Raw genomic sequence first — 21,752 nt, forward strand, 5'->3', positions numbered from 1 at the left:
CCTTTTTCACTCTTAATTATTTTATTATGTTGGATATAAAAGAACAATTAAAAGATATCAAGACGCAACTCCGTTTATCAATGAATGGAGTCGTATCACAAAGTATGCGTGAAAAAGGCATAAACTATAAACTCAATTTCGGAGTTGAGCTGCCACGTATAAAGAGTATTGCTGCTTCTTTCGAGAAGAACCATGATTTGGCTCAGGCTCTTTGGAAAGAAGACATTCGTGAGTGCAAGATACTTGCCGGATTGTTGCAGCCGATAGAAACCTTTTATCCTGAAATTGCCGATATTTGGGTTGAGAATATGCCTACTATGGAAATAGCAGAACTTACATGCATGAATCTTTTCCAGAATTTGCCCTATGCTCCTGCTAAATCTTTCCAATGGATTGCTGCAGAGGAAGAATATGCGCAGATTTGCGGTTATCTTACCATTGCCAGATTATTGGTGAAAAAGGGAGATATGACGGAGCGGGTTGCTGGTGAATTTCTTGATCAGGCCATCTCTGCAGTGCTTTCCGGTAGTTATCGTGTGCGCAATTCGGCCATGTTGGCTATCCGTAAATATATGCAACACAGCGAAGAACATGCTTTTCAAGTATGTAGATTGGTGGAGGGGATGAAAGACTCTACAGTCGAAGCAGAGCAGGTTCTGTATAGCATGGTAAAGGAGGAAGTTTAAAAAAACTTCCCTTTATCATTTGCTTTCTACAAAAAAGGCTTAACTTTGTTGGCGCAAATTTTGTGCCGATAATGGAAAGTCAGAATGTGAAAGATACTGTAAGGCAGATATTCACAGAATATCTCAATGCGAACGGGCATCGTAAGACTCCCGAGCGTTATGCCATACTTGAAACTATCTATTCTATAGACGGTCATTTCGACATAGATATGCTCTATTCCCAAATGATGAACCAGGAGAACTTTCGTGTAAGTCGTGCCACGTTATACAATACTATTATCCTGCTCATCAATGCCCGGCTGGTCATCAAGCATCAGTTCGGCAATTCTTCCCAATATGAAAAGTCTTATAATCGAGAGACACATCATCACCAGATATGTACACAATGCGGTAAAGTTACCGAATTTCAAAATGAAGCATTACAAAACGCTATCGAGAATACCAAGTTGAGTCGGTTTCAGCTTTCGCACTATTCTTTGTACATTTATGGAATATGCAGTAAATGCGATCGTGCCAATAGAAGGAAAAAAGTAAGTAACAACAATAAGAAAGAAAAATGAAAGTAGATGTACTATTAGGTTTACAATGGGGCGATGAAGGTAAAGGAAAAGTTGTAGACGTATTGACTCCCCGATACGATGTGGTAGCACGTTTTCAGGGCGGTCCGAATGCGGGACATACACTCGAGTTCGAAGGACAGAAGTATGTGCTTCGTTCCATCCCTTCAGGTATTTTTCAGGGAGATAAGGTGAATATTATCGGTAATGGCGTTGTTCTTGATCCCGCACTGTTCAAAGCAGAAGCAGAGGCTCTTGAAGCTTCGGGACATAATTTGAAAGAAAGACTGCACATTTCAAAGAAAGCACATCTGATCCTGCCGACACATCGCATTCTGGATGCTGCTTATGAAGCTGCTAAAGGAGACTCGAAGGTAGGGACTACCGGAAAAGGTATCGGTCCTACTTATACGGATAAGGTGAGCCGTAACGGTGTCCGTGTCGGAGACATCCTCCACGGTTTCGACGAGAAGTATGCTGCTGCCAAAGCTCGTCATGAACAGATTCTGAAAAGCTTGAACTATGAATACGACTTGACGGAGCCTGAAAAAGCTTGGATGGAAGGTATTGAATACTTGAAGCAGTTCCATTTGGTAGACAGTGAACATGAAGTGAACAATTTGTTGAAAGAGGGCAAAAGCGTTCTTTGCGAGGGCGCCCAAGGTACAATGCTTGATATTGATTTCGGTTCGTATCCGTTTGTTACCTCTTCAAACACGGTATGTGCCGGTGCTTGCACGGGCTTGGGCGTTGCGCCTAATCGCATCGGTGATGTATACGGTATTTTCAAAGCATATTGCACTCGCGTCGGTTCAGGGCCTTTCCCTACGGAGTTGTTTGACGAAACAGGCGATAAGATATGCACTCTGGGACATGAATTTGGTTCTGTTACCGGACGTAAGCGTCGTTGCGGATGGATCGACCTCGTAGCTTTGAGGTATTCTATTATGGTAAACGGTGTTACCAAGCTTATCATGATGAAGAGTGATGTACTCGATACGTTTGATACGATCAAAGCTTGTGTGGCTTATCGTTTAAACGGTGAAGAAATTGATTATTTTCCATATGATATCACCGAAGGGGTAGAACCTATTTATGCGGAACTCCCGGGCTGGAAGACTGATATGACGAAAGTGCAGAGCGAGGATGAATTCCCCGAAGAATTTAACGCCTACCTGAGTTTCCTTGAAGAGCAGTTGGGAGTCGAAATAAAGATTGTTTCAGTAGGTCCTGACCGTGAACAGACTATTGAAAGATATACAGAAGAATAAATTATTCCTTTAGTTTTATAATGGGTATCTTTCAAGCAAAATGCTTTAAAGATGCCCTTCTTTTATTTAATGCGTATGATAAAACAAATTATTACTCTGCTCCTTGTTATTGGAGCGTGTGCCCCTTTAACGGCACAATCCGGTTATACTCCGACTGAAGAGAATCTGAAAGCGCGGCGGGAGTTCCAAGACAATAAGTTCGGCATATTCCTCCATTGGGGGCTTTATAGTATGCTTGCGACTGGTGAGTGGACTATGACGAACCGGGATCTTAACTATAAAGAGTATGCCAAATTGGCGGGTGGTTTTTATCCTTCTAAGTTCGATGCGGCTCGTTGGGTGGCTGCTATTAAAGCTTCGGGAGCGAAGTACATCTGTTTTACTACTCGCCATCATGAAGGCTTTTCGATGTTCGATACGAAATTTTCTGATTATAATGTAGTGAAAGCAACCCCTTTTAAGCGGGACATTGTGAAAGAACTCGCTGATGAATGTGCCCGTCAGGGTATTAAATTGCATTTCTATTATTCTCACTTGGATTGGTCTCGGGAAGACTATCCCTGGGGGCGTACCGGTAGAGGAACCGGAAGAGCCGATTCAAAAGGAAATTGGCGTACTTATTATCAGTTTATGAATGATCAATTGACCGAATTACTGACTAATTATGGTCCTGTAGGAGCGATCTGGTTTGATGGTTGGTGGGATCAGGATCAGAACCCCGGTTTTGATTGGCAGTTGCCCGAGCAGTACGCAATGATTCATCGTTTACAGCCTGCCTGCTTGATAGGGAACAATCATCATCAGGTTCCTTTTGCCGGAGAAGATATTCAGATATTCGAACGAGATCTTCCGGGTGAGAATAACTCCGGACTTTCAGGGCAGGACATTAGCCAATTGCCTCTGGAAACTTGTGAAACAATGAACGGCATGTGGGGGTATAAAATAACCGATCCCAATTATAAGTCTACTAAAACATTAATCCATTATCTGGTAAAAGCTGCGGGTAAAAATGCGAATCTATTGATGAATATAGGCCCCCAACCTGATGGAGAGCTTCCGGAAGTTGCTGTACAGCGACTTAAAGAAGTAGGAGAGTGGATGCAACAATACGGTGAAACCATTTATGGCACTCGCGGTGGACTGGTTGCGCCTCATGATTGGGGTGTGACCACTCAGAAAGGAAATAAGCTTTATGTACACATCCTTGACCTGCAAGATAAATCCCTGTTCATTCCATTGACCGGAAAGAAGGTGAAGAAAGCAGTGTTCTTTAAAGACAAATCTCCTCTGCGGTATACTCGTAGCCGTGACGGCATACTGTTGGAACTCGGTGCTGTTCCTGTCGATATTGATACGGTGGTGGAACTGACAATTGAATAATTTTTAGCTAATTCTTCCTAAAACAAAAGGGAAACTATTGGTACATCCGAAGTTTCCCTTTATTTTTGGCAAGCTATTTGTATTTATACGGGTAGTAATCATTTAAATTAAAAAGAAAAGTATGATACCTATTTCATGGATAATTTTTATCGGGATTGCCTTGGTAAGCTGGTTGGTACAGATGAACTTGCAGAACAAGTTTAAAAAATATTCTAAGATACCTACGGGCAATGGAATGACAGGACGCGACGTGGCTATTAAAATGTTACATGACAATGGAATTTATGATGTTCAGGTGACACATACACCGGGACGTCTGACTGACCACTATAATCCTGCCAATAAGACAGTGAATCTGAGTGAAGGCGTTTATGAGAGTAATAGCATTATGGCAGCTGCTGTAGCTGCTCACGAATGCGGTCACGCTGTGCAACATGCGCGTTCCTATGCTCCTCTGACAATGCGTAGTAAACTGGTTCCTGTTGTGACATTTGCTTCTCAATGGATGACGTGGGTATTACTTGCAGGTATATTACTGATCAATTCATTTCCTCAGCTTTTATTGGCTGGTATCATTTTGTTCGCTATGACGACTCTGTTTAGTTTTATCACTTTGCCGGTAGAAATTAATGCTAGCAAACGCGCATTGGTATGGTTGAGTTCGTCTGGCATTACAAATGCACGTAATCATGCACAGGCAGAAGATGCACTTCGTTCCGCTGCTTATACTTATGTAGTAGCTGCTTTAGGCTCTTTAGCTACATTGATTTATTACATTATGATATTTCTTGGAAGAAGAGATTAATTTACTGAGTTAATTCGTCCAAATAAACAAACAGCTCCCTCCTTCAGAATCAGAAGGAGGGAGCTGTTTGTTTATTTGGGTGTATGCTTGTTATTATACCGGATAAGAAGTCAGTTTGGTGCTAATCAGTATTTTTGTTCTCCGTTAGACTCTGATATTTCGCATTGGAGCAGGTAAAATTTGGTATGGTTGTTCTGATTAATCAATAATTTCCTATAACTTTGCAGACCAATTACATAAAATAGTTAGAATTATGGCAGCAAAACCGAGCATACCGAAAGGAACACGAGATTTTTCGCCTGTGGAGATGGCGAAACGTAATTACATTTTTAATACGATTCGTGATGTTTATCATCTTTATGGCTTTCAGCAGATAGAGACTCCTTCTATGGAGATGCTTTCTACGTTGATGGGAAAGTATGGTGAAGAAGGGGATAAGCTATTGTTTAAAATACAGAATTCCGGTGATTATTTTTCGGGTATTACTGACGAAGAATTGTTGAGTCGCAATGCCGTGAAGTTGGCAAGTAGGTTTTGTGAAAAGGGATTGCGTTATGATTTGACTGTGCCTTTTGCCCGTTATGTGGTAATGCACCGGGATGAAATCACATTCCCTTTCAAACGCTATCAGATACAACCTGTATGGCGTGCCGATCGTCCTCAAAAGGGACGCTATCGTGAGTTTTATCAGTGTGATGCCGATGTGGTAGGTAGCGATTCGTTACTGAATGAAGTGGAATTGATGCAGATTGTCGATACTGTATTCAACCGTTTCGGTATTCGGGTTTGCATTAAGATAAATAACCGTAAAATCCTTTCCGGTATAGCCGAAATCATTGGTGAGTCTGACAAGATTGTCGATATTACCGTAGCTATTGATAAATTGGATAAGATCGGTCTTGAGAATGTCAATGCAGAATTGAAAGAAAAAGGAATCAGTGATGAGGCTATAGCCAAATTGCAACCGATCATTCTGCTTAGCGGGACAAATGCAGAGAAACTGGCTACATTGAAAGAGGTACTGTCTCTTAGTGAAATCGGGATGAAGGGTGTGCAAGAGAGTGAATTCATTTTGACTACACTGGAGACAATGGGGCTAAAGAATGAGATTGAATTAGATTTGACGTTGGCTCGCGGATTGAATTATTATACCGGTGCTATTTTTGAAGTGAAAGCTTTGGATGTGCAGATAGGTAGTATTACAGGAGGCGGTCGTTACGATAACTTGACCGGTGTATTCGGAATGGCAGGAGTGTCGGGAGTAGGAATCTCTTTTGGGGCGGATCGTATTTTCGATGTACTTAATCAATTGGATTTATACCCTAAAGAAGCGGTAAACGGTACTCAGTTGCTATTCGTTAATTTTGGCGAAAAAGAAGCAGCTTTTGCAATGGGAATATTGGCCAAGGCCCGTGCAGCCGGTATACGTGCGGAAATATTCCCGGATGAGGCAAAGATGAAAAAGCAGATGAGTTATGCTAATGCAAAGAATATTCCGTTCGTTGCTATTGTGGGTGAAAATGAAATGCAGGATGGCAAAGTTATGTTGAAAAACATGGAAACAGGTGAGCAGATGTTGCTAACAGCTGAAGACCTGCTTGCATCCATCCAATCCTAAGTTTTGCAATGTAGGTATTATTTTGCCAGCAGTTTGAATATTCTTACGGCTGGCTTTTTTTAATTCTTCCTTTGTGAAATCCTACTTGAAGTTCATCTTGCTATCGCCTTTGGTCCTAGCTGCATTAGCAAGTCAGAGTGGATAGATTTGAAACTATCAGTTTGGATAATGGACGAGAGCGTATACTTTCAGCTATGGTGAATTCTGTTTCGAGAATTGTCATTCTGACATATTGCTTTTCCTATCCATCCTGAACTGTGATATTTCGAGCCGATGATAAACATGATTAGAAAAAACGGATTGTAGAGCAATCTCAGCTTTCCACTTTGATAATAAAACAGAAATCTGAGTTACATAAAACAACACTTATTTCCCTGTCCTTTCCAAATGACAAATATCATAGAATTGTCATCTCATTCCGTCACAAAATAAACCTTCCCCGAAAGAAGAGAAGTAGAGAAAAGAAATGGGAATTATGGCTCATTTCAAGTAAATTTAGCCTCGTTTTAATGGAAATGAATACTTCATTTGTTGGAAATGGTTATTTCATCTGATGATGATTAATACTTTATCCGATGAAAATGGGTATTCTATCTGTTGGCAATCGCTATTTCACCCGTCATTTATAGTGATTTTATCCCTTTTTCATTCGCTTTTGCCCCCTAAAACAGCTTTTTGGAGTGCTATTTCAATGATCTAGGGAAAAGTATCGGTTAGCTATTTACGGAAATCATAAACATTTTATTATAAATATTCAATCTTTACAAGAAAAAAGAACGATGACAATTACCGCTGCGTTAACCATCAACAACACCCAATCTTTACAAATACAGAAGGTTAACAATTGATAATTAAAAGAGGCTAAATACATAACAAGACGAAATTATACATACATTTGTAAATACAAAGTTTTAAAAAAAAATAAAGCAACTATTCGAATATACAACTTGCAATTAACCTTCGTGCTTATTCCACAAACCTATCAAACAATGACAATTTTATAAAGTATGTATTCTTAAACGTATAAATATAAACTTTAAATTGAATGATTATGAAACAGATTTTATGTACGTTGTTAGTAGCGTTTTTTGCATTAATTGCTCAAGCACAGGTCACGGTCAATGACGAAGGTGACTGTTGTGTCGGTGACGGTTCATGTTTTTGGGGATTCGAAACAAGCACATCGTCCCAATGGTCTTCCGTTAATCCCGGCAGGCTCAGTGTTGAAAGCGGGATAAGTATTGCCATATACGGAGATTCTGATCCGTTTCCCTACGATCCGTCACGCCCGCATCCTTTCGCAATAGCTCATGCGGTGAAGCATCATGGAATTTCAATGGCTCCGGTTTTTTACATTGATGAAAATGGTAAGATTTACAGTAAAGGCGGCTATGCCCAGTCTTCGGACAGTACATTAAAGACCAATATTCGTCCCCTGACTTCCACCCTCTCCAAGATTCAAACACTAAACGGTGTTTCCTACGATTTCAAAAGCGAAGTAGACGGTTCTCCACAAAATAGCTCTTTAGCAAGAAACGGAACAGCAGGCAACGTTTCCAAACATATCGGCTTATTGGCCCAAGAGGTCGAACAAGTATATCCGGAAGCAGTCTGTGAATTCTCGGACGGTACAAAAGGAATCATGTATACCGACCTGGTAGCCGTTCTGGTGGAGGGCATAAAAGAAATGAACGACAGTCTGACCGCAGTTAACATGCGATACGACAACCTGCAAAATCAAGTGGACAGCTTAAAGATGCAACTGGAAGCCCTGATGCAAAGTTTATCACCTCAGAGTCGTTCACCTAAATCAGATTCTGAGAACAATCAAAATAGCCCTGTGCAGGAAGCCGCACTCTATCAAAATGTCCCAAATCCCTTCAACCATATGACGGAAATAGCTTATCGCCTCACTCCCAATGCACATACAGCCTCCATTAATGTATATGATCTCAATGGAAAACTATTAAAGAATTATCCACTGCAATCCAATGGGGTTACAGGCAAGATTGAAATCTCCGCATCCGATCTAGAACCGGGTATGTATATTTATGCTTTGGTGATAGATGGCAGGATGATAGATTCCAAACGTATGATTCTGAATCATTGAACAAGTATAAAAATGAATGTAAACTAAAAATATACAGTTATGAAAAAAACATTATTATTTATGTTACTACCGCTGCTTTGCATTCTGTTACAAGCACAAGAAACGGTAGTTATCGATGGGGTCACTTTCTCGGTGGATAAGAAGACGCTGATAAAATATTCAGCAGATAAGGCGGATGAGGAATATGTAGTGCCGGAAGGGACGGAAATTATAAGTGAATATGCTTTTGGTCATAATCGCCATTTGCAAGTTCTGACATTACCTTTATCCTTGAAAGAAATTGGAGATAATGCTTTAGCGGGAACTGGATTAAAGACAATTATTTGGAATACTTATCCAGATGTCATCGGAGATTGGATATGGGGATTTCCAGCTTATGCATCCAACCTATCATCCTTCCTAACCCTTGGCAATAGTACTAATTGCATTTCAGTAGATGGAGTGCTTTTCTCAAAAGACAAGAAAAAACTATTGGGGTTCCCACCAACAAAAGTAGGAAACCGCTTAAGTGGTAAATATGAAATACCCGAAGGGACGGAAGTTATAACAAAACAGGCTTTCGCTTGTGCTGATATAGCAATTGTTATTCTTCCTTCCACAATTAACAGAATTGAAGAAGATGCATTTAGTGTAAGATGGCTAATACCAACAGGTGATGACACGATAGAGGAATTAATAGAAGTTTTTTGCAAAACAATAATTCCCCCTGAAATAATAGGAAATCCCTTTATTAATCCTGAATACATTGCCTTATATGTACCTGAAGAAAGTGCCGACATCTATCGAAACACAGAATATTGGAAACGCTTTAGAACCATAAATGGCAAAAGCACAGATAGTGGTATCCAACAAATGAAACAATCCTCCAATTTGGAAAGTTGGATTGAAAATGATATTTTAATATATCGAATGTGATGAAACAATGTCAAAGATTACAGCTTATGACACCAACGGTACTTGTTTCTGGCAAGGAGATATCCATGAAAACAAATGGCACATGGCAACGGGTGAATTTCCCAAGGGAGTACTCTTATTGGAAGTTACAACATCTGGCGGCAAAAGAACAGAAATTAAATTACTAAATTAGAATATCATGAAAAAAACATTATTATTTATGTTACTACCGCTGCTTTGCATTCTGTTACAAGCACAAGAAACGGTAGTTATCGATGGGGTCACTTTCTCGGTGGATAGAAAGACGTTGATAGATTATCCCGAAGACAAAGTGGATGAGGAATATGTAGTGCCGGAAGGGACGGAGATAATAGGTGAAAGAGCTTTTTGGTATAATAAATATATACAAGTTCTGACATTACCTTTATCCTTGAAAGAAATTGGAGATTATGCTTTGGCGGGATCGGGTTTAAAGACGATTATCTGGAATACTTATCCAAATGTTGTAGGAATTGACATTTGGGGATTTAGGAGTGCTGGTGATTCTATATTATCCTCCTTTCTTACAACTGATAATAGTGATAATTGCACGTCTATAGATGGTGTCCTTTTTTCAAAAGACAAGAAGAAACTATTAGGATTTCCACCAGCTAAAATAGGAAACCGCTTAGGTGGTAAATATGAAATACCTGAAGGCACGGAGATTATAGGAAAGGAGGCCTTTTTGAGTGCTGATATAGCAGTAGTTGTTCTTCCTTCCACAGTTAACCGAATTGAAAAACGTGCATTTAGTGTAAGTAGCTTAGTAGCAACAGGCAGTTATCTAAAAATGGACGCATTAAACAAGGTTTTTTGTAAAGCCATGACACCTCCTGAAGTAATATGGAATCCATTTGTTGAGCCAGAATATATTGACTTGTATGTACCCGAAGAGAGTGCGGATACCTACCGCAACACAGATTATTGGAAACGCTTTAGAACCATAAATGGAACAAAAGGGGATAGTGGTATCCAACAAATGAAACAATCCCCAAATTTGGAAAGTTGGATTGAAAATGATATTTTATATATCGAATGTGATGAAACAATGTCAAAGATTACAGTTTATGACACCAACGGTACTTGTTTCTGGCAAGGAGATATCCATGAAAACAAATGGCAAATGACAACGGGTGAATTTCCCAAGGGAGTACTCTTATTGGAAGTTACAACATCTGGCGGCAAAAGAACAGAAATTAAATTACTAAATTAGAATATCATGAAAAAAACATTATTATTTATGTTACTACCGCTGCTTAGTATTTTGTTACAAGCGCAAGAAACGGTAGTCATTGATGGGGTCACTTTCTCGGTGGATAAGAAGACGCTGATAAAGTATTCAGAAGATAAGACGGATGAGGAATATGTAGTGCCGGAAGGGACGGAAATTATAAGTGAACATGCTTTTGGTCATAATCGCCATTTGCAAGTTCTGACATTACCTTTATCCTTGAAAGAAATTGGAGATTATGCTTTGGCGGGATCGGGTTTAAAGACGATTATCTGGAATACTTATCCAAATGTTGTAGGAATTGACATTTGGGGATTTAGGAGTGCTGGTGATTCTATATTATCCTCCTTTCTTACAACTGATAATAGTGATAATTGCACGTCTATAGATGGTGTCCTTTTTTCAAAAGACAAGAAGAAACTTCTTGGTTTTCCTCCTGCAAAAATCGGGGATCGAATGCGTGGGAAATATGAAATACCTGAAGGCACGGAGATTATAGGAAAAGAGGCTTTTTTGAGTGCTGATATAGCAATAGTTGTTCTTTCTTCCACAGTTAACCGAATTGAAAAACGTGCATTTAGTGTAAGCTCGTTAGCAATAGCAGGCAGTTATCTAAATACGGACGCATTAAGCAATGTTTTTTGTAAAGCCATGACACCTCCTGAAATAATATGGAATCCATTTATTGACCCAGAATATATTGACTTATATGTACCTGAAGAAAGTGCAGAAACGTACCGAAATACAGACTATTGGAAGGACTTCAAAACTATCAATGGCAAAAGCACAGATAGTGGTATCCAACAAATGAAACAATCCTCCAATTTGGAAAGTTGGATTGAAAATGATATTTTATATATCGAATGTGATGAAACAATGTCAAAGATTACAGCTTATGACACCAACGGTACTTGTTTCTGGCAAGGAGATATCCATGAAAACAAATGGCACATGGCAACGGGTGAATTTCCCAAGGGAGTACTCTTATTGGAAGTTACAACATCTGGCGGCAAAAGAACAGAAATTAAATTACTAAATTAGAATATCATGAAAAAAACATTATTATTTATGTTACTACCGCTGTTATCTGTTTTATTGCAAGCACAGGAAACGGTAGTCATTGACGGGGTTACTTTCTCGGCAGATAAGAAGACGCTGATAAAGTATTCAAAAGATAAGACGGATGAGGAGTATGTAGTGCCGGAAGGGACGGAGATTATAAATGAACATGCTTTTGTCCCTAATTGTCATTTGCAAGTTCTGACATTACCTTTATCCTTAAAAGAACTTGGAGATTACGCTTTGGCGGGATCAGATTTAAAGACGATTATTTGGAATAATTATCCGGCAATTGTAGGGGATTATATTTGGGGATTTACCTCTAATATCGGGATTTCCAAGCTATCTTCTTTTTTAACTACTGAAAATAGTAATAATTGTATATCAGTAGATGGCGTTCTTTTCTCAAAAGACAAGAAGAAACTATTAGGATTTCCACCAGCTAAAATAGGAAACCGCTTAAGTGGTAAATATGAAGTTCCTGAAGGCACGGAGGTTATAGCAAAACAAGCTTTCGCGGATGCTAATATAGCAGAAATCATCTTACCTTCTACTCTTAACCGAATTGAGGATGATGCCTTTAAAATAAGTTGGTTATCATGCACAGGTAACGGTGGAGATGAACGTGATTTACATAAAATCTTTTGTAATGCTATTAACCCTCCCGAAATTATAGGGTTTCCTTCTTGGGGTCTGGGAGATACTGATTTATATGTACCTGAAGAAAGTGCAGAAACGTACCGAAATACAGACTATTGGAAGGACTTCAAAACTATTAATGGCAAAAGAACAGATAGTGGTATCCAACAAATGAAACAATCCCCAAATTTGGAAAGTTGGATTGAAGATGATATTTTATATATCGAATGTGATGAAACAATGTCAAAGATTAAAGCTTATGACACCAACGGTACTTGTTTCTGGCAAGGAGATATCCATGAAAACAAATGGCACATGGCAACGGGTGAATTTCCCAAGGGAGTACTCTTATTAGAAGTTACAACATCTGGTGGCAAAAGAATAGAAATTAAATTACTAAATTAAAATATTATGAAAAAAACATTATTATTTATGTTACTACCACTGCTTTGCATTCTGTTGCAAGCACAAGAAACGGTAGTTATCGATGGGGTCACTTTCTCGGTGGATAGAAAGACGTTGATAGATTATCCCGAAGACAAAGTGGACGAGGAATATGTAGTGCCGGAAGGGACGGAAGTGATAGCCAGAGTGGCCTTCTCGAATCAAAATTTGCATAAAATTACTTTACCTTTATCACTTAGGGAAGTAGGTTGCCAAGCCATGTCCTATTGCTCCCAACTGACGACTGTAATGTGGGGCATATTCCCCCAACGAGTTAGTGAGTCACTTTTTGACGGGAGTCCGATTCAAAAATTTCAAACACAGGATACGAGTCCTAATTGCATCGCTATCGATGGCATCCTTTTTTCTCCTGACAAAAAGACTTTGCTTCTATATCCTTCTGCTAAGTCTAATAAACAGTATATTGTTCCTGAAGGAATAGAAACTATTTTAGCAGGTGCATTTTATTGCGCACAAGTGCATGAATTCGTCTTGCCTTCTACTTTAAAGGAAATTGGAAATTACGCTTTTAAGGGATGCGCTGCCGGATCTGTGGTATGGAAAAGATTTCCTGAGAAAAGAGGGCATGGTATATTTGATGATACGCATATAAATACATTTGATGTTGCAGGAGACGATTGCAATTGTATTTCTTGTGAGGGTGTGCTTTATTCAAAAAATAAGAAGCGTTTACTATTAGTTCCTACAAATTACTATATGGCCTATGAGTATGGTGGTGTTCCTGAAGGAGTAGAGATTATCGGTTATAAGGCTTTTGAAAGCACTAATTACATCTTTGATTTGCCGTTACCTTCTTCTTTAAAATGTATAGAAGACTCCGCGTTCTATGTAGCTTCTAAAGTACCTACAAAAGCTAGTTTTGAAGATTTTGAAGAATTTGGAGATTACCGGCACCTATATACCATCTATTGCAAAGCTCCCATTCCACCTACAATTATTGGTGATCCTTTTATCCGTGTCAGACAAATGAAGTTGGAAGTCCCTGAAGAAAGTTTTGATTTGTACTGTAAAGCCCCGGTTTGGAAAGATTTTCGTACCATAAATGGCGTACGTGCCTCAATAGTGACTATGGATAATGAAAAGACAACTGTCAGTTGGACAAATCAGACCATTCATATTAAAGGGGAAAAAACTATTTCTGAAGTAAAACTATATAGTCCCGGTGGAGTGCTGATAGGGAGCAAAACAATTTCCAGGCCATCAGATTCTTTCAACGTGGATCAAACGACCGAAAAGATATTAATAGTGGAAATAATATACGGAGATATGACAAAAGAGCTTCTTAAACTTCATAAAAATAGATAGCCATGAAACGATTAATAATGATAATTGGTGTGGTCTTTGTAATGATCACATCTGCAAATGGCCAGATAGATGGTATTATCACATGGGTGGAAAACATTGATTTTACTTTTCGTCCTGAAGGGGAATACATGAATGTAGTATCTGAACCGAGTACGTATCTGAATGAGATAGGAGCACCAAACTTGCCTTATTGTGTTAAAACATTCCTTGTCCCGGTAGGTGTGCAACCAAGCGTACAAATACATTCTGTCAACAAGGAATTACTGAAAAGTGATATTTTGGTCTATCCGGCACAGCCACAGGTAATTATCAGTAGCGTCCCTGAGTGGGTAGAGCCGGATAGCCGCATTTATAATTCTTCCAATCCTTATCCCGGAAACTATGCAGAAATCATCTCGGACAGGGAAGACTTCGGATACCATCTGGTGACAGTGAAAATTTCACCATTAGAGTATGTTCCTAACATGAGAAAGCTATATTTATGTGATATCTCTTTCTCACTCACTTATTCTTCAACTTCTCCATCTTCTGCAAGCCAATTTTCTGTAAACAGCCAATCCGGTTATCTGAATGAGTTGGACAAGGAGTATATCAGATCCATCATTGACAACAAGGAGGCACTTGACGGTGTAGTTCCCGACATAAAGAGCATCGTACCCAAAACATATTCCGATAATCCGGTATTAAGAAGTGCTACGACTGCGGCAATAAGCGAGGTGCTTCCGGAATACCTGATTATCACCAACAACGAGTTGAAAGAGGCGTTTCAGGAACTTGCCGACTGGAAGATAAAAAAAGGCATACCTACCATTATTGAAACGGTCGAAAACATAGCCGTTAGTCAAGCGGGGAGTGATTTGCAGGAGAAAATACGTAATTACCTGATTTATATAAAGAAGTCTTATGGCTCTTTGTTCGTGCTTTTGGGAGGGGATACCAATATCATTCCCGCGCGCTTAAAGGAGCCAAGGGCTGAAAAAAGCAATGTGGCAGTCGACTTCTATTATGCTTGTGTAAATGGGGGAAACTGGAATAGGAATGGGAATAATCTTTATTTTGAAGATAATGATTATACATCTTCTGATTGGGGACTGACTTTTAAGTTGGGAAGGGCATCGGTTGAAAATAAAACAGAGGCTGAGACATTTGTAGAGAAAGCCATTCACTATGAGAAAGCGGATCTGAATATAAACTACTCGTATTTCAATAATTCGGTTGCTGCATCTGCTTTCATTAGCAAAAGCGATAATGGCTATTTGTATAATGATGGACGGGATTCTATTGCACGGTATTACCAAAAATATGCAGGGACACTGAATCGCTGGCTTATTTACGATCATTATAATTGTGAAAGTAACACGAGTTCTTGCAATGGTAAACATTCTAAATATACAGATAACACCCATAAAGGAGAAGAATTGAATAAATCCAATTTCATATCAGCTTTGCAAAATGGGGGGAATTCCGGTCTGGATCATTTTCATCTTATTTACCACATGGACCATTCTTCTCCTACGGGCATGGGCACGTCGAGTCTGGATAAGAATGAGGCTATTCATAATGATGATGTGGATAACTTAGAAAATGAGAATTATTATCCGATACTTATGTCAGGCGGCTGTTTGTCGGCTGATATTACTAAAGACTGCATAGCGGAACATTTTCTAAATAAGACTCCAGGCGGGGCAGTCGCATTTATTGGAAATACGGATGCCGGGTATGCAAGCGAATATCGGCAATTGAAAGGACTTCTTGGCGAACTTTATAAAACATCTCCGAATCACACCAATAGATATGATTTATCTATCTTGTATGCCAAAGCACTTATGTACAAAACAGTTGAAAAAAATAATTGCGCACTTCATCTTTTCGGTGATCCCGAGATGCAAGTTTGGACTTCCGCACCCAAGACATTAAGTGCATCCATCAGTCCCACATCCCTCTCGACAGGGCAAAAAACAATAACAATCGCTGTAAGCGGCCTCCCCCAGAACGAGACCGCGCGTGTCTGTATCCGGAAAGCGGACGAATTGTACATCGTGGACAACATCGGCAACGGGCAGCACACCGTCAATGTACTCATCCAAACACCGGGTACAATTGACGTGACTCTTACTGCCCACAACTATAGGCCGGTGGAAAGGAGCATCCAGGTGTCCGGCATCGGTAGCCAACCCGCGCTTGCCATTTCTGATCTGGTCTACAATGACAATACGGGAGGCAATGTCATAGGCAACGGAGACGGGCAACTGGATGCTGGGGAAACCATCGGATTAACCGTGAAATTAAAAAACACGGGAGCCGCCATGGTCACCGCCATAACGGGCATGCTGTCAAGCCAATCAAGCGATGTGCAGATCCTTACGGCACATGCGGTTTTCGGCACTGTTGTTGGCAATGGAGTTACAACATCTATGACACCATTTGTTTTTAGGATAAACAAAGACAGTGAACAACATCTGAAAAACAGCGAAAAGGCGGTCACGTTACGATTGCAGATTACCGTCAATGGCAGCAGTAGAGTAGAACTATTCAAATTGGAAGATATCCATGTTCCTGAAATCCAAATCGGAAACCAGATCGTAACCTGGACAAGCAACGGGAACACGAGAGTTGAAGCTGGGGAAACGGTGAGGATGAACATCGACTTGACAAATATTGGTAATGCAGAAGCCACCGGCTTGAAAGCAATGTTGACAACAAAAAGCCAACAAGTTTCATGTCCCTCCACATTAGTCACCTACCCCAACATTTCTTCATTTGAGACAAAAGCAAATACAACAACTTTGTCATTCCAAACCTTGAGTACTTATATGGGACAATTGGATCTAAATCTGATGGTAACCAATGCGTATGGGAAAACATGGAACTTCCCAGTGAATCCTTTGTCAAGACCGAACACGATAAATGCTGCCACAATGAACTTCCAGCCTTATGAATCATTCATAAACGTATATTGGACACCTGTAGGGAACATTGCGGGATACAATATTTACCGCAGTGACAACGGAGAAAACGGGACATACCGGAAACTGAACAAATTTCTTTTGACGGCAGCGTATTTTGTCGATGAAAACCTAGCAGGATGCACTATTTACTATTACAAAGTGACTTCTGTTTCCACAAACGGGAACGAGGGCGGTTTAAGTGCGGCATACAAGGCATGGACCTCCTATCCCACCGTCACTCCGTTCCCGCGCCATTTACCGGAAGGCAATTATGCTTCAGAATCCTGTCCTACCATTGCGGACGTGGACAACGATGGGAAACGGGAGATATTCTGGATATGTGATAGCCGGGGGAAAGAAAACGACAGTTGCATCATGGGATTCCGTGCGGACGGGGAGGAACTGTATGATATAGACAACAACGTAACGACCATCAGCGGGTTTGCAAAAACACCCGTCATGCTCAAAGAACAGGTGGCCATCGGAGACTTGAAAGGGAATGGAGAACAGAATATCGTGGTATCCAGTTGGGACGACCGGGACATTGCGAAACCGTCACACGCTGTCTTCTGCTATTCAGCATTCGATAAGGACGGGGACAAAAGGCCCGATTTGCTTTGGGAGACGAAAATCCCCTTCTCCATGCAACAGAGCCCGGTCATTGCCGATCTGGACGGCAGTGCGGACGGAACAATGGAAGTACTCGTCAAGTCACACCACACACCGGACATCTACATACTGGACTGCAACGGACAGGAGATAAGGCGGTTGAACCCCAATGTGACAAGCGGCAAGAATCGCAACTACTCCGGCTTGACCGTTGCAGACTTGGACAACGATGGGGAAATGGAAATCATTGCATCCTATGATTCCCTGGGCATCTATATCTGGAGGCAGGATGGACGACCTTTTAAAACAAACCCGTTCTGGGGGAAGAATATTGAAAAACTATCCTCTACACCGGTAGTGTGTGACTTGGACGGGGACGGTAAGAAGGACATCCTGTTCTCACAACGCAAAATAGCGACCAGCCATGTCTATGCCATTGACCGGAACGGAAATAGTATTCCCGGATGGAATGGAAGCCAGACCATTCCCTATACGGTGGGCGGATCATTGGATCATACCTTGTCCGTGGGAGATATCAATAATGACGGACATTTGGAAGTGGTCATATTGGGACGTGACATGATAAAGGTTTGGAAGCATACGGGTGCATTACTTTGGCAGAAAGAAATTAAAGGACTTTTCCAGGACGGTCCGTACGCAGGCAATGTGAACACCCCCATCCTGGCGGATGTGGACGGGGATGCCATACCCGACATCGTCTTCTGCTCGGGAAAACTGATTTATGCCTTGCACAATGATGGAAGTGACATTGTAGGCTTCCCGATCATTTCCGATCAGGAATTCAAAGACACCCCGTGTGTCTCCGACATTGACAATGACGGCAAAAATGAACTGATAGCCGGGGACGAGTATAGCTTGTACGTATGGAAAACAAACGGTGTGCCGGGTGCCATCGAATGGGGACTCAAACGGGGAAACTCCAGAAACACGGGAGAATACGCCTCGGGCATCTGCGAACCGATGGTGGTCAACGGCAATCAGACATGGGACGGGGAAACGCCTTGCGCAAACGTAGTCATACAATCGGGCAAGTTCGTCATTCCTGCCGGCAAGACCATGACGTTAAGCAAAGCCTCCGCTGTGATTGTACGTCCCGGGGCAACTCTGGAAGTGAACGGTGGAACAATCAGCGGGGCTACGGTTAAGGCACTGGCAGGAAGTAAGGTCATCATCAGGAACAATGGGAAAATCCTGTTGGGAAACAAATCAGGGCTCGAAATTGAAAAGGGGGCAACACTGGATTATCAATATGGGAATGTCGATATTGCGAATTGATTATTGACATGACCAATTAACCGGTCATATTTCAAGAGAAAAAGCCGCGCTTTATAATGAAGTGCGGCTTTTTCTTGACTTTTTTCCCGTTCTTATACTTCGCATAGTCTGTTTACTCTTTATAAATAGAAGTAATCATCTCAAAAAGAGATGCCCAAATAAGGCTGAGCAAAATGGATAAGTACTTAATACTCTATTTTATCTAGAATATTATTTATAAAAGCAATGGCTATTCCATAGTTTGTCATAGGTATTTGTTGCTTTTTTGCCTGTTCTATCCGATTGAGTACATATTTTCTGTTGAACATGCAAGCTCCGCACTGAATAATTAGGCTATATTTGCTGAGATCGGGTGGGAAATCATTGCCGGAGACTATGTCTATTTGTAGTTCTTCTCCAATTCTCTTTCTTAGAAGCTGTGGTAATTTGACTCGTCCTATATCTTCCGAAAGAGGAGCATGTGTGCAAGCTTCCGCTATGAGTATACAGGATGATTTATTTAGATTTTCAATGTGTTTTGCACTTTCCACATAATAGTCGATGTCTCCTTTATACGCAGCAAACAGTACGGAAAATGAAGTTAATTTACTCTCCTTGGGTTTCTGTTCGTATACGGTTTTGAACACTTGTGAGTCTGTGATGATCAGTTTTGGAGGACGTGAAAGGGCTTGTAATGTATTTGGCAATTTATCTGTGGTACAACATATCGTGATACATTTTTTATCCAACAGCTCACGAAGTGTCTGCGCTTGCGGCAGAATGAGTCTGCCTTTTGGTGCTTGGACATCCTGTGGCATGACAAGAAGAACCAAATCATCCTCGGTGATCAAAGTGCCTGTGATACTTTGTGCATCAAAGTCTTCCGGCAAGCAACGAATGATGGCTTGACGAATGAGTTCTATTCCATGCCCGGTCTTGGCACTTACAAAAAGCGGAGAGGAAGATGTATGTTTTTTGATAGCAGAAACATTTAGCGTGGCATAGTCCGAGGTATCTGCTTTATTTACTAGCGGGATAACTGGGATTTTCTTTTTTTTCAGCAGTTCGATCCAATAGATGTCTTCCGTTAAGTCCGATGGAATATCTCCATTTTCTTTATTGCAAAGCAGAAGGGCAATATCAGTTTTTTCTACAATTTGCAAGGTGCGTTCAACGCGTTGCTTACCTAATTCACCTTCATCATCATAGCCTGGAGTGTCGATAAAGAGGCAGGGACCTATGCCGTGGATTTCCATTGCTTTTAAAACCGGATCGGTAGTTGTTCCGGGCGTGTCTGATACAAGGGTAACATCTTGTCCTGCCAATGCATTGACCAAGGATGATTTCCCACTGTTACGTCGTCCGAAAAGGGCGATATGCAGGCGATTGGAGTTTGGGGTTTGAATGAAGCTCATAATCAGAATCTAAAGTCTCTTTTGCCTTCTGCTATTTCTTTCAAATTGCGTAGGGCTATCTCTTTAATTTTGGGATTAGGTATGCTTGATGCCTCTCGGTTAATCAATTGTTCACCTTTGATACGTGTTTCCGGTGATGCATAATCCTCAAGGTATTCCTTCAATGTCATCAGTGCATTGGGACCGCAACAATTGGCTATTTGTCCTGATTTTACTAATGACATAAAGCGATCTCCTGTACGTCCGGCACGATAACAAGCTGTACAGAAACTGGGGATATATCCCAAGTCGAGTAGCCAACTGACAATTTCGTCCAATGTACGTCGATCGTTCAGGTCGAACTGGGCAGAGTTCTTCGACGGTAGTTCTTCTTCGGCATATCCACCTACACTGGTTCGCGAGCCGCCACTGATTTGTGAAATGCCGATATCGAGTACTTGCCGACGTGATTCCTGTGACTCACGGGTGGAGATGATCATTCCCGTATAAGGTACCGCAATGCGGATTACAGCAACGATGCGGCGGAATATGTCGTCTGAAATTGAGTTTGGGAAGTCGGATGTGTCGATATCGTCAGCCGGACAAATACGTGGTACACTGATGGTGTGTGGCCCCACTCCGAACCGCGATTCCAAATGTTCAGCGTGCATCAATAGTCCGGTGAAGTCATAACGATAAGTGTTGAGCCCGAATAGTACACCTATACCGACATCATCGATGCCACCTTCCATCGCGCGATCCATTGCTTCGGTGTGGTATGCATAATTGCTTTTAGGTCCGGTGGGATGGAGGATTTCGTAATTTTCTTTGTGGTACGTTTCTTGAAAAAGGATATATGTACCGATACCTGCATCGCGTAACTTACGATAATTCTCTACTGTAGTGGCAGCGATATTCACATTTACCCGGCGGATTGCTCCATTTTTATGATGGATACTATAAATGGTTTCAATGGATTCCAGAACGTATTCTATCGGGTTGAGTACAGGATGTTCTCCCGTCTCGAGGGCAAGACGTTTATGCCCCATATCTTGTAAGGCGATTACTTCTCGGCGAATTTCTTCTTGACTCAGTTTTTTACGTGCTATTGTCTTATTCTTAAGATGATACGGACAGTAAGTACAACCGTTGACACAGTAATTAGAAAGATAAAGCGGAGCGAACATAACGATCCGGTTTCCATAGAACTTCTGCTTAATTTCTTTAGCTAAATGGAAAATGCGGTCGATAAGATCTTGTTGGTCGCATTCCAAAAGGAGTGCAGCTTCGCGATGGCTCAATCCTTTACATAAAGCGGCCTTGTCGATCAATTGTTCTATTAGTTTACGGTTACTTTTATTGGCACGGGCATACTCCAGCGTGTCAAGAATTTCTTGATGGTTGATAAATTCTTCAGCCTGAGATGAATTAACTTTATACATAAGATAATAAGTGTTTTTTCTTTTT

Annotated in this window: 16 protein-coding genes; 14 read left to right on the forward strand and 2 right to left on the reverse strand. The window is 40.9% G+C overall.

What is annotated here, in order from left to right:
* Positions 1-29: 29 nt before the first annotated feature.
* The 14 genes from H8744_RS10390 (at position 30) to H8744_RS10455 (ending at position 18,912) form a co-directional block, all read left to right on the forward strand.
* Complete coding sequence (locus H8744_RS10390) at positions 30-686, forward strand: DNA alkylation repair protein (RefSeq protein WP_305067480.1); 657 nt, start codon at positions 30-32, stop codon at positions 684-686.
* A gap of 71 nt (positions 687-757) precedes the next feature.
* A complete protein-coding gene (locus H8744_RS10395; protein WP_262434752.1) occupies positions 758-1,246 on the forward strand; it encodes a Fur family transcriptional regulator in 489 nt (162 codons plus the stop codon).
* Positions 1,243-2,514, forward strand: a complete 1,272-nt coding sequence (locus H8744_RS10400; RefSeq protein WP_262434753.1) for an adenylosuccinate synthase — start codon at positions 1,243-1,245, stop codon at positions 2,512-2,514. Before H8744_RS10395 ends, H8744_RS10400 begins: the two co-directional genes overlap by 4 nt.
* Positions 2,515-2,589: 75 nt before the next feature.
* Positions 2,590-3,894 carry an alpha-L-fucosidase gene (locus H8744_RS10405; protein ID WP_262434754.1) on the forward strand — a complete coding sequence of 435 codons (1,305 nt, stop codon included), beginning with the start codon at positions 2,590-2,592 and terminating at the stop codon, positions 3,892-3,894.
* Between the two features lie 121 nt (positions 3,895-4,015).
* Positions 4,016-4,699 carry a zinc metallopeptidase gene (locus H8744_RS10410; RefSeq protein WP_262434755.1) on the forward strand — a complete coding sequence of 228 codons (684 nt, stop codon included), beginning with the start codon at positions 4,016-4,018 and terminating at the stop codon, positions 4,697-4,699.
* Between the two features lie 253 nt (positions 4,700-4,952).
* Positions 4,953-6,317, forward strand: coding sequence for a histidine--tRNA ligase (gene hisS, locus H8744_RS10415; RefSeq protein WP_262434756.1), 1,365 nt, complete (start codon positions 4,953-4,955; stop codon positions 6,315-6,317).
* Between the two features lie 1,051 nt (positions 6,318-7,368).
* Positions 7,369-8,427, forward strand: coding sequence for a tail fiber domain-containing protein (locus H8744_RS10420; protein WP_262434757.1), 1,059 nt, complete (start codon positions 7,369-7,371; stop codon positions 8,425-8,427).
* A 39-nt stretch (positions 8,428-8,466) separates the two neighbouring features.
* The gene (locus H8744_RS10425; RefSeq protein ID WP_262434758.1) at positions 8,467-9,342 is read left to right on the forward strand and encodes a leucine-rich repeat protein; all 876 of its coding nucleotides are present in this window, start codon (positions 8,467-8,469) and stop codon (positions 9,340-9,342) included.
* Positions 9,343-9,349: 7 nt separating this feature from the next.
* Positions 9,350-9,514: a hypothetical protein gene (locus tag H8744_RS10430; RefSeq protein WP_262434759.1), complete on the forward strand. Its 165-nt coding sequence runs from the start codon at positions 9,350-9,352 to the stop codon at positions 9,512-9,514.
* 6 nt (positions 9,515-9,520) lie between these two features.
* On the forward strand, positions 9,521-10,573 hold the full coding sequence (locus tag H8744_RS10435; RefSeq protein WP_262434760.1) for a leucine-rich repeat protein: 1,053 nt from the start codon (positions 9,521-9,523) through the stop codon (positions 10,571-10,573).
* Between the two features lie 6 nt (positions 10,574-10,579).
* Positions 10,580-11,632 carry a leucine-rich repeat protein gene (locus H8744_RS10440; protein ID WP_262434761.1) on the forward strand — a complete coding sequence of 351 codons (1,053 nt, stop codon included), beginning with the start codon at positions 10,580-10,582 and terminating at the stop codon, positions 11,630-11,632.
* A 6-nt stretch (positions 11,633-11,638) separates the two neighbouring features.
* On the forward strand, positions 11,639-12,694 hold the full coding sequence (locus H8744_RS10445) for a leucine-rich repeat protein (protein WP_262434762.1): 1,056 nt from the start codon (positions 11,639-11,641) through the stop codon (positions 12,692-12,694).
* A 6-nt stretch (positions 12,695-12,700) separates the two neighbouring features.
* On the forward strand, positions 12,701-14,059 hold the full coding sequence (locus tag H8744_RS10450) for a leucine-rich repeat domain-containing protein (protein WP_262434763.1): 1,359 nt from the start codon (positions 12,701-12,703) through the stop codon (positions 14,057-14,059).
* Between the two features lie 2 nt (positions 14,060-14,061).
* Positions 14,062-18,912, forward strand: coding sequence for a C25 family cysteine peptidase (locus tag H8744_RS10455; RefSeq protein ID WP_262434764.1), 4,851 nt, complete (start codon positions 14,062-14,064; stop codon positions 18,910-18,912).
* 185 nt (positions 18,913-19,097) lie between these two features.
* Here the strand turns inward: H8744_RS10455 and hydF are convergent, their stop codons facing one another.
* Both hydF and hydG read right to left on the reverse strand, forming a co-directional pair.
* Positions 19,098-20,306, reverse strand: a complete 1,209-nt coding sequence (gene hydF / locus H8744_RS10460; RefSeq protein WP_262434765.1) for a [FeFe] hydrogenase H-cluster maturation GTPase HydF — start codon at positions 20,304-20,306, stop codon at positions 19,098-19,100.
* A 2-nt stretch (positions 20,307-20,308) separates the two neighbouring features.
* Positions 20,309-21,727 carry a [FeFe] hydrogenase H-cluster radical SAM maturase HydG gene (gene hydG / locus H8744_RS10465; protein WP_262434766.1) on the reverse strand — a complete coding sequence of 473 codons (1,419 nt, stop codon included), beginning with the start codon at positions 21,725-21,727 and terminating at the stop codon, positions 20,309-20,311.
* Between the last annotated feature and the right edge of the window lie 25 nt (positions 21,728-21,752).

It is taken from the genome of Jilunia laotingensis (assembly GCF_014385165.1).
GTDB classification, from domain to species: Bacteria; Bacteroidota; Bacteroidia; order Bacteroidales; family Bacteroidaceae; genus Bacteroides; species Bacteroides laotingensis.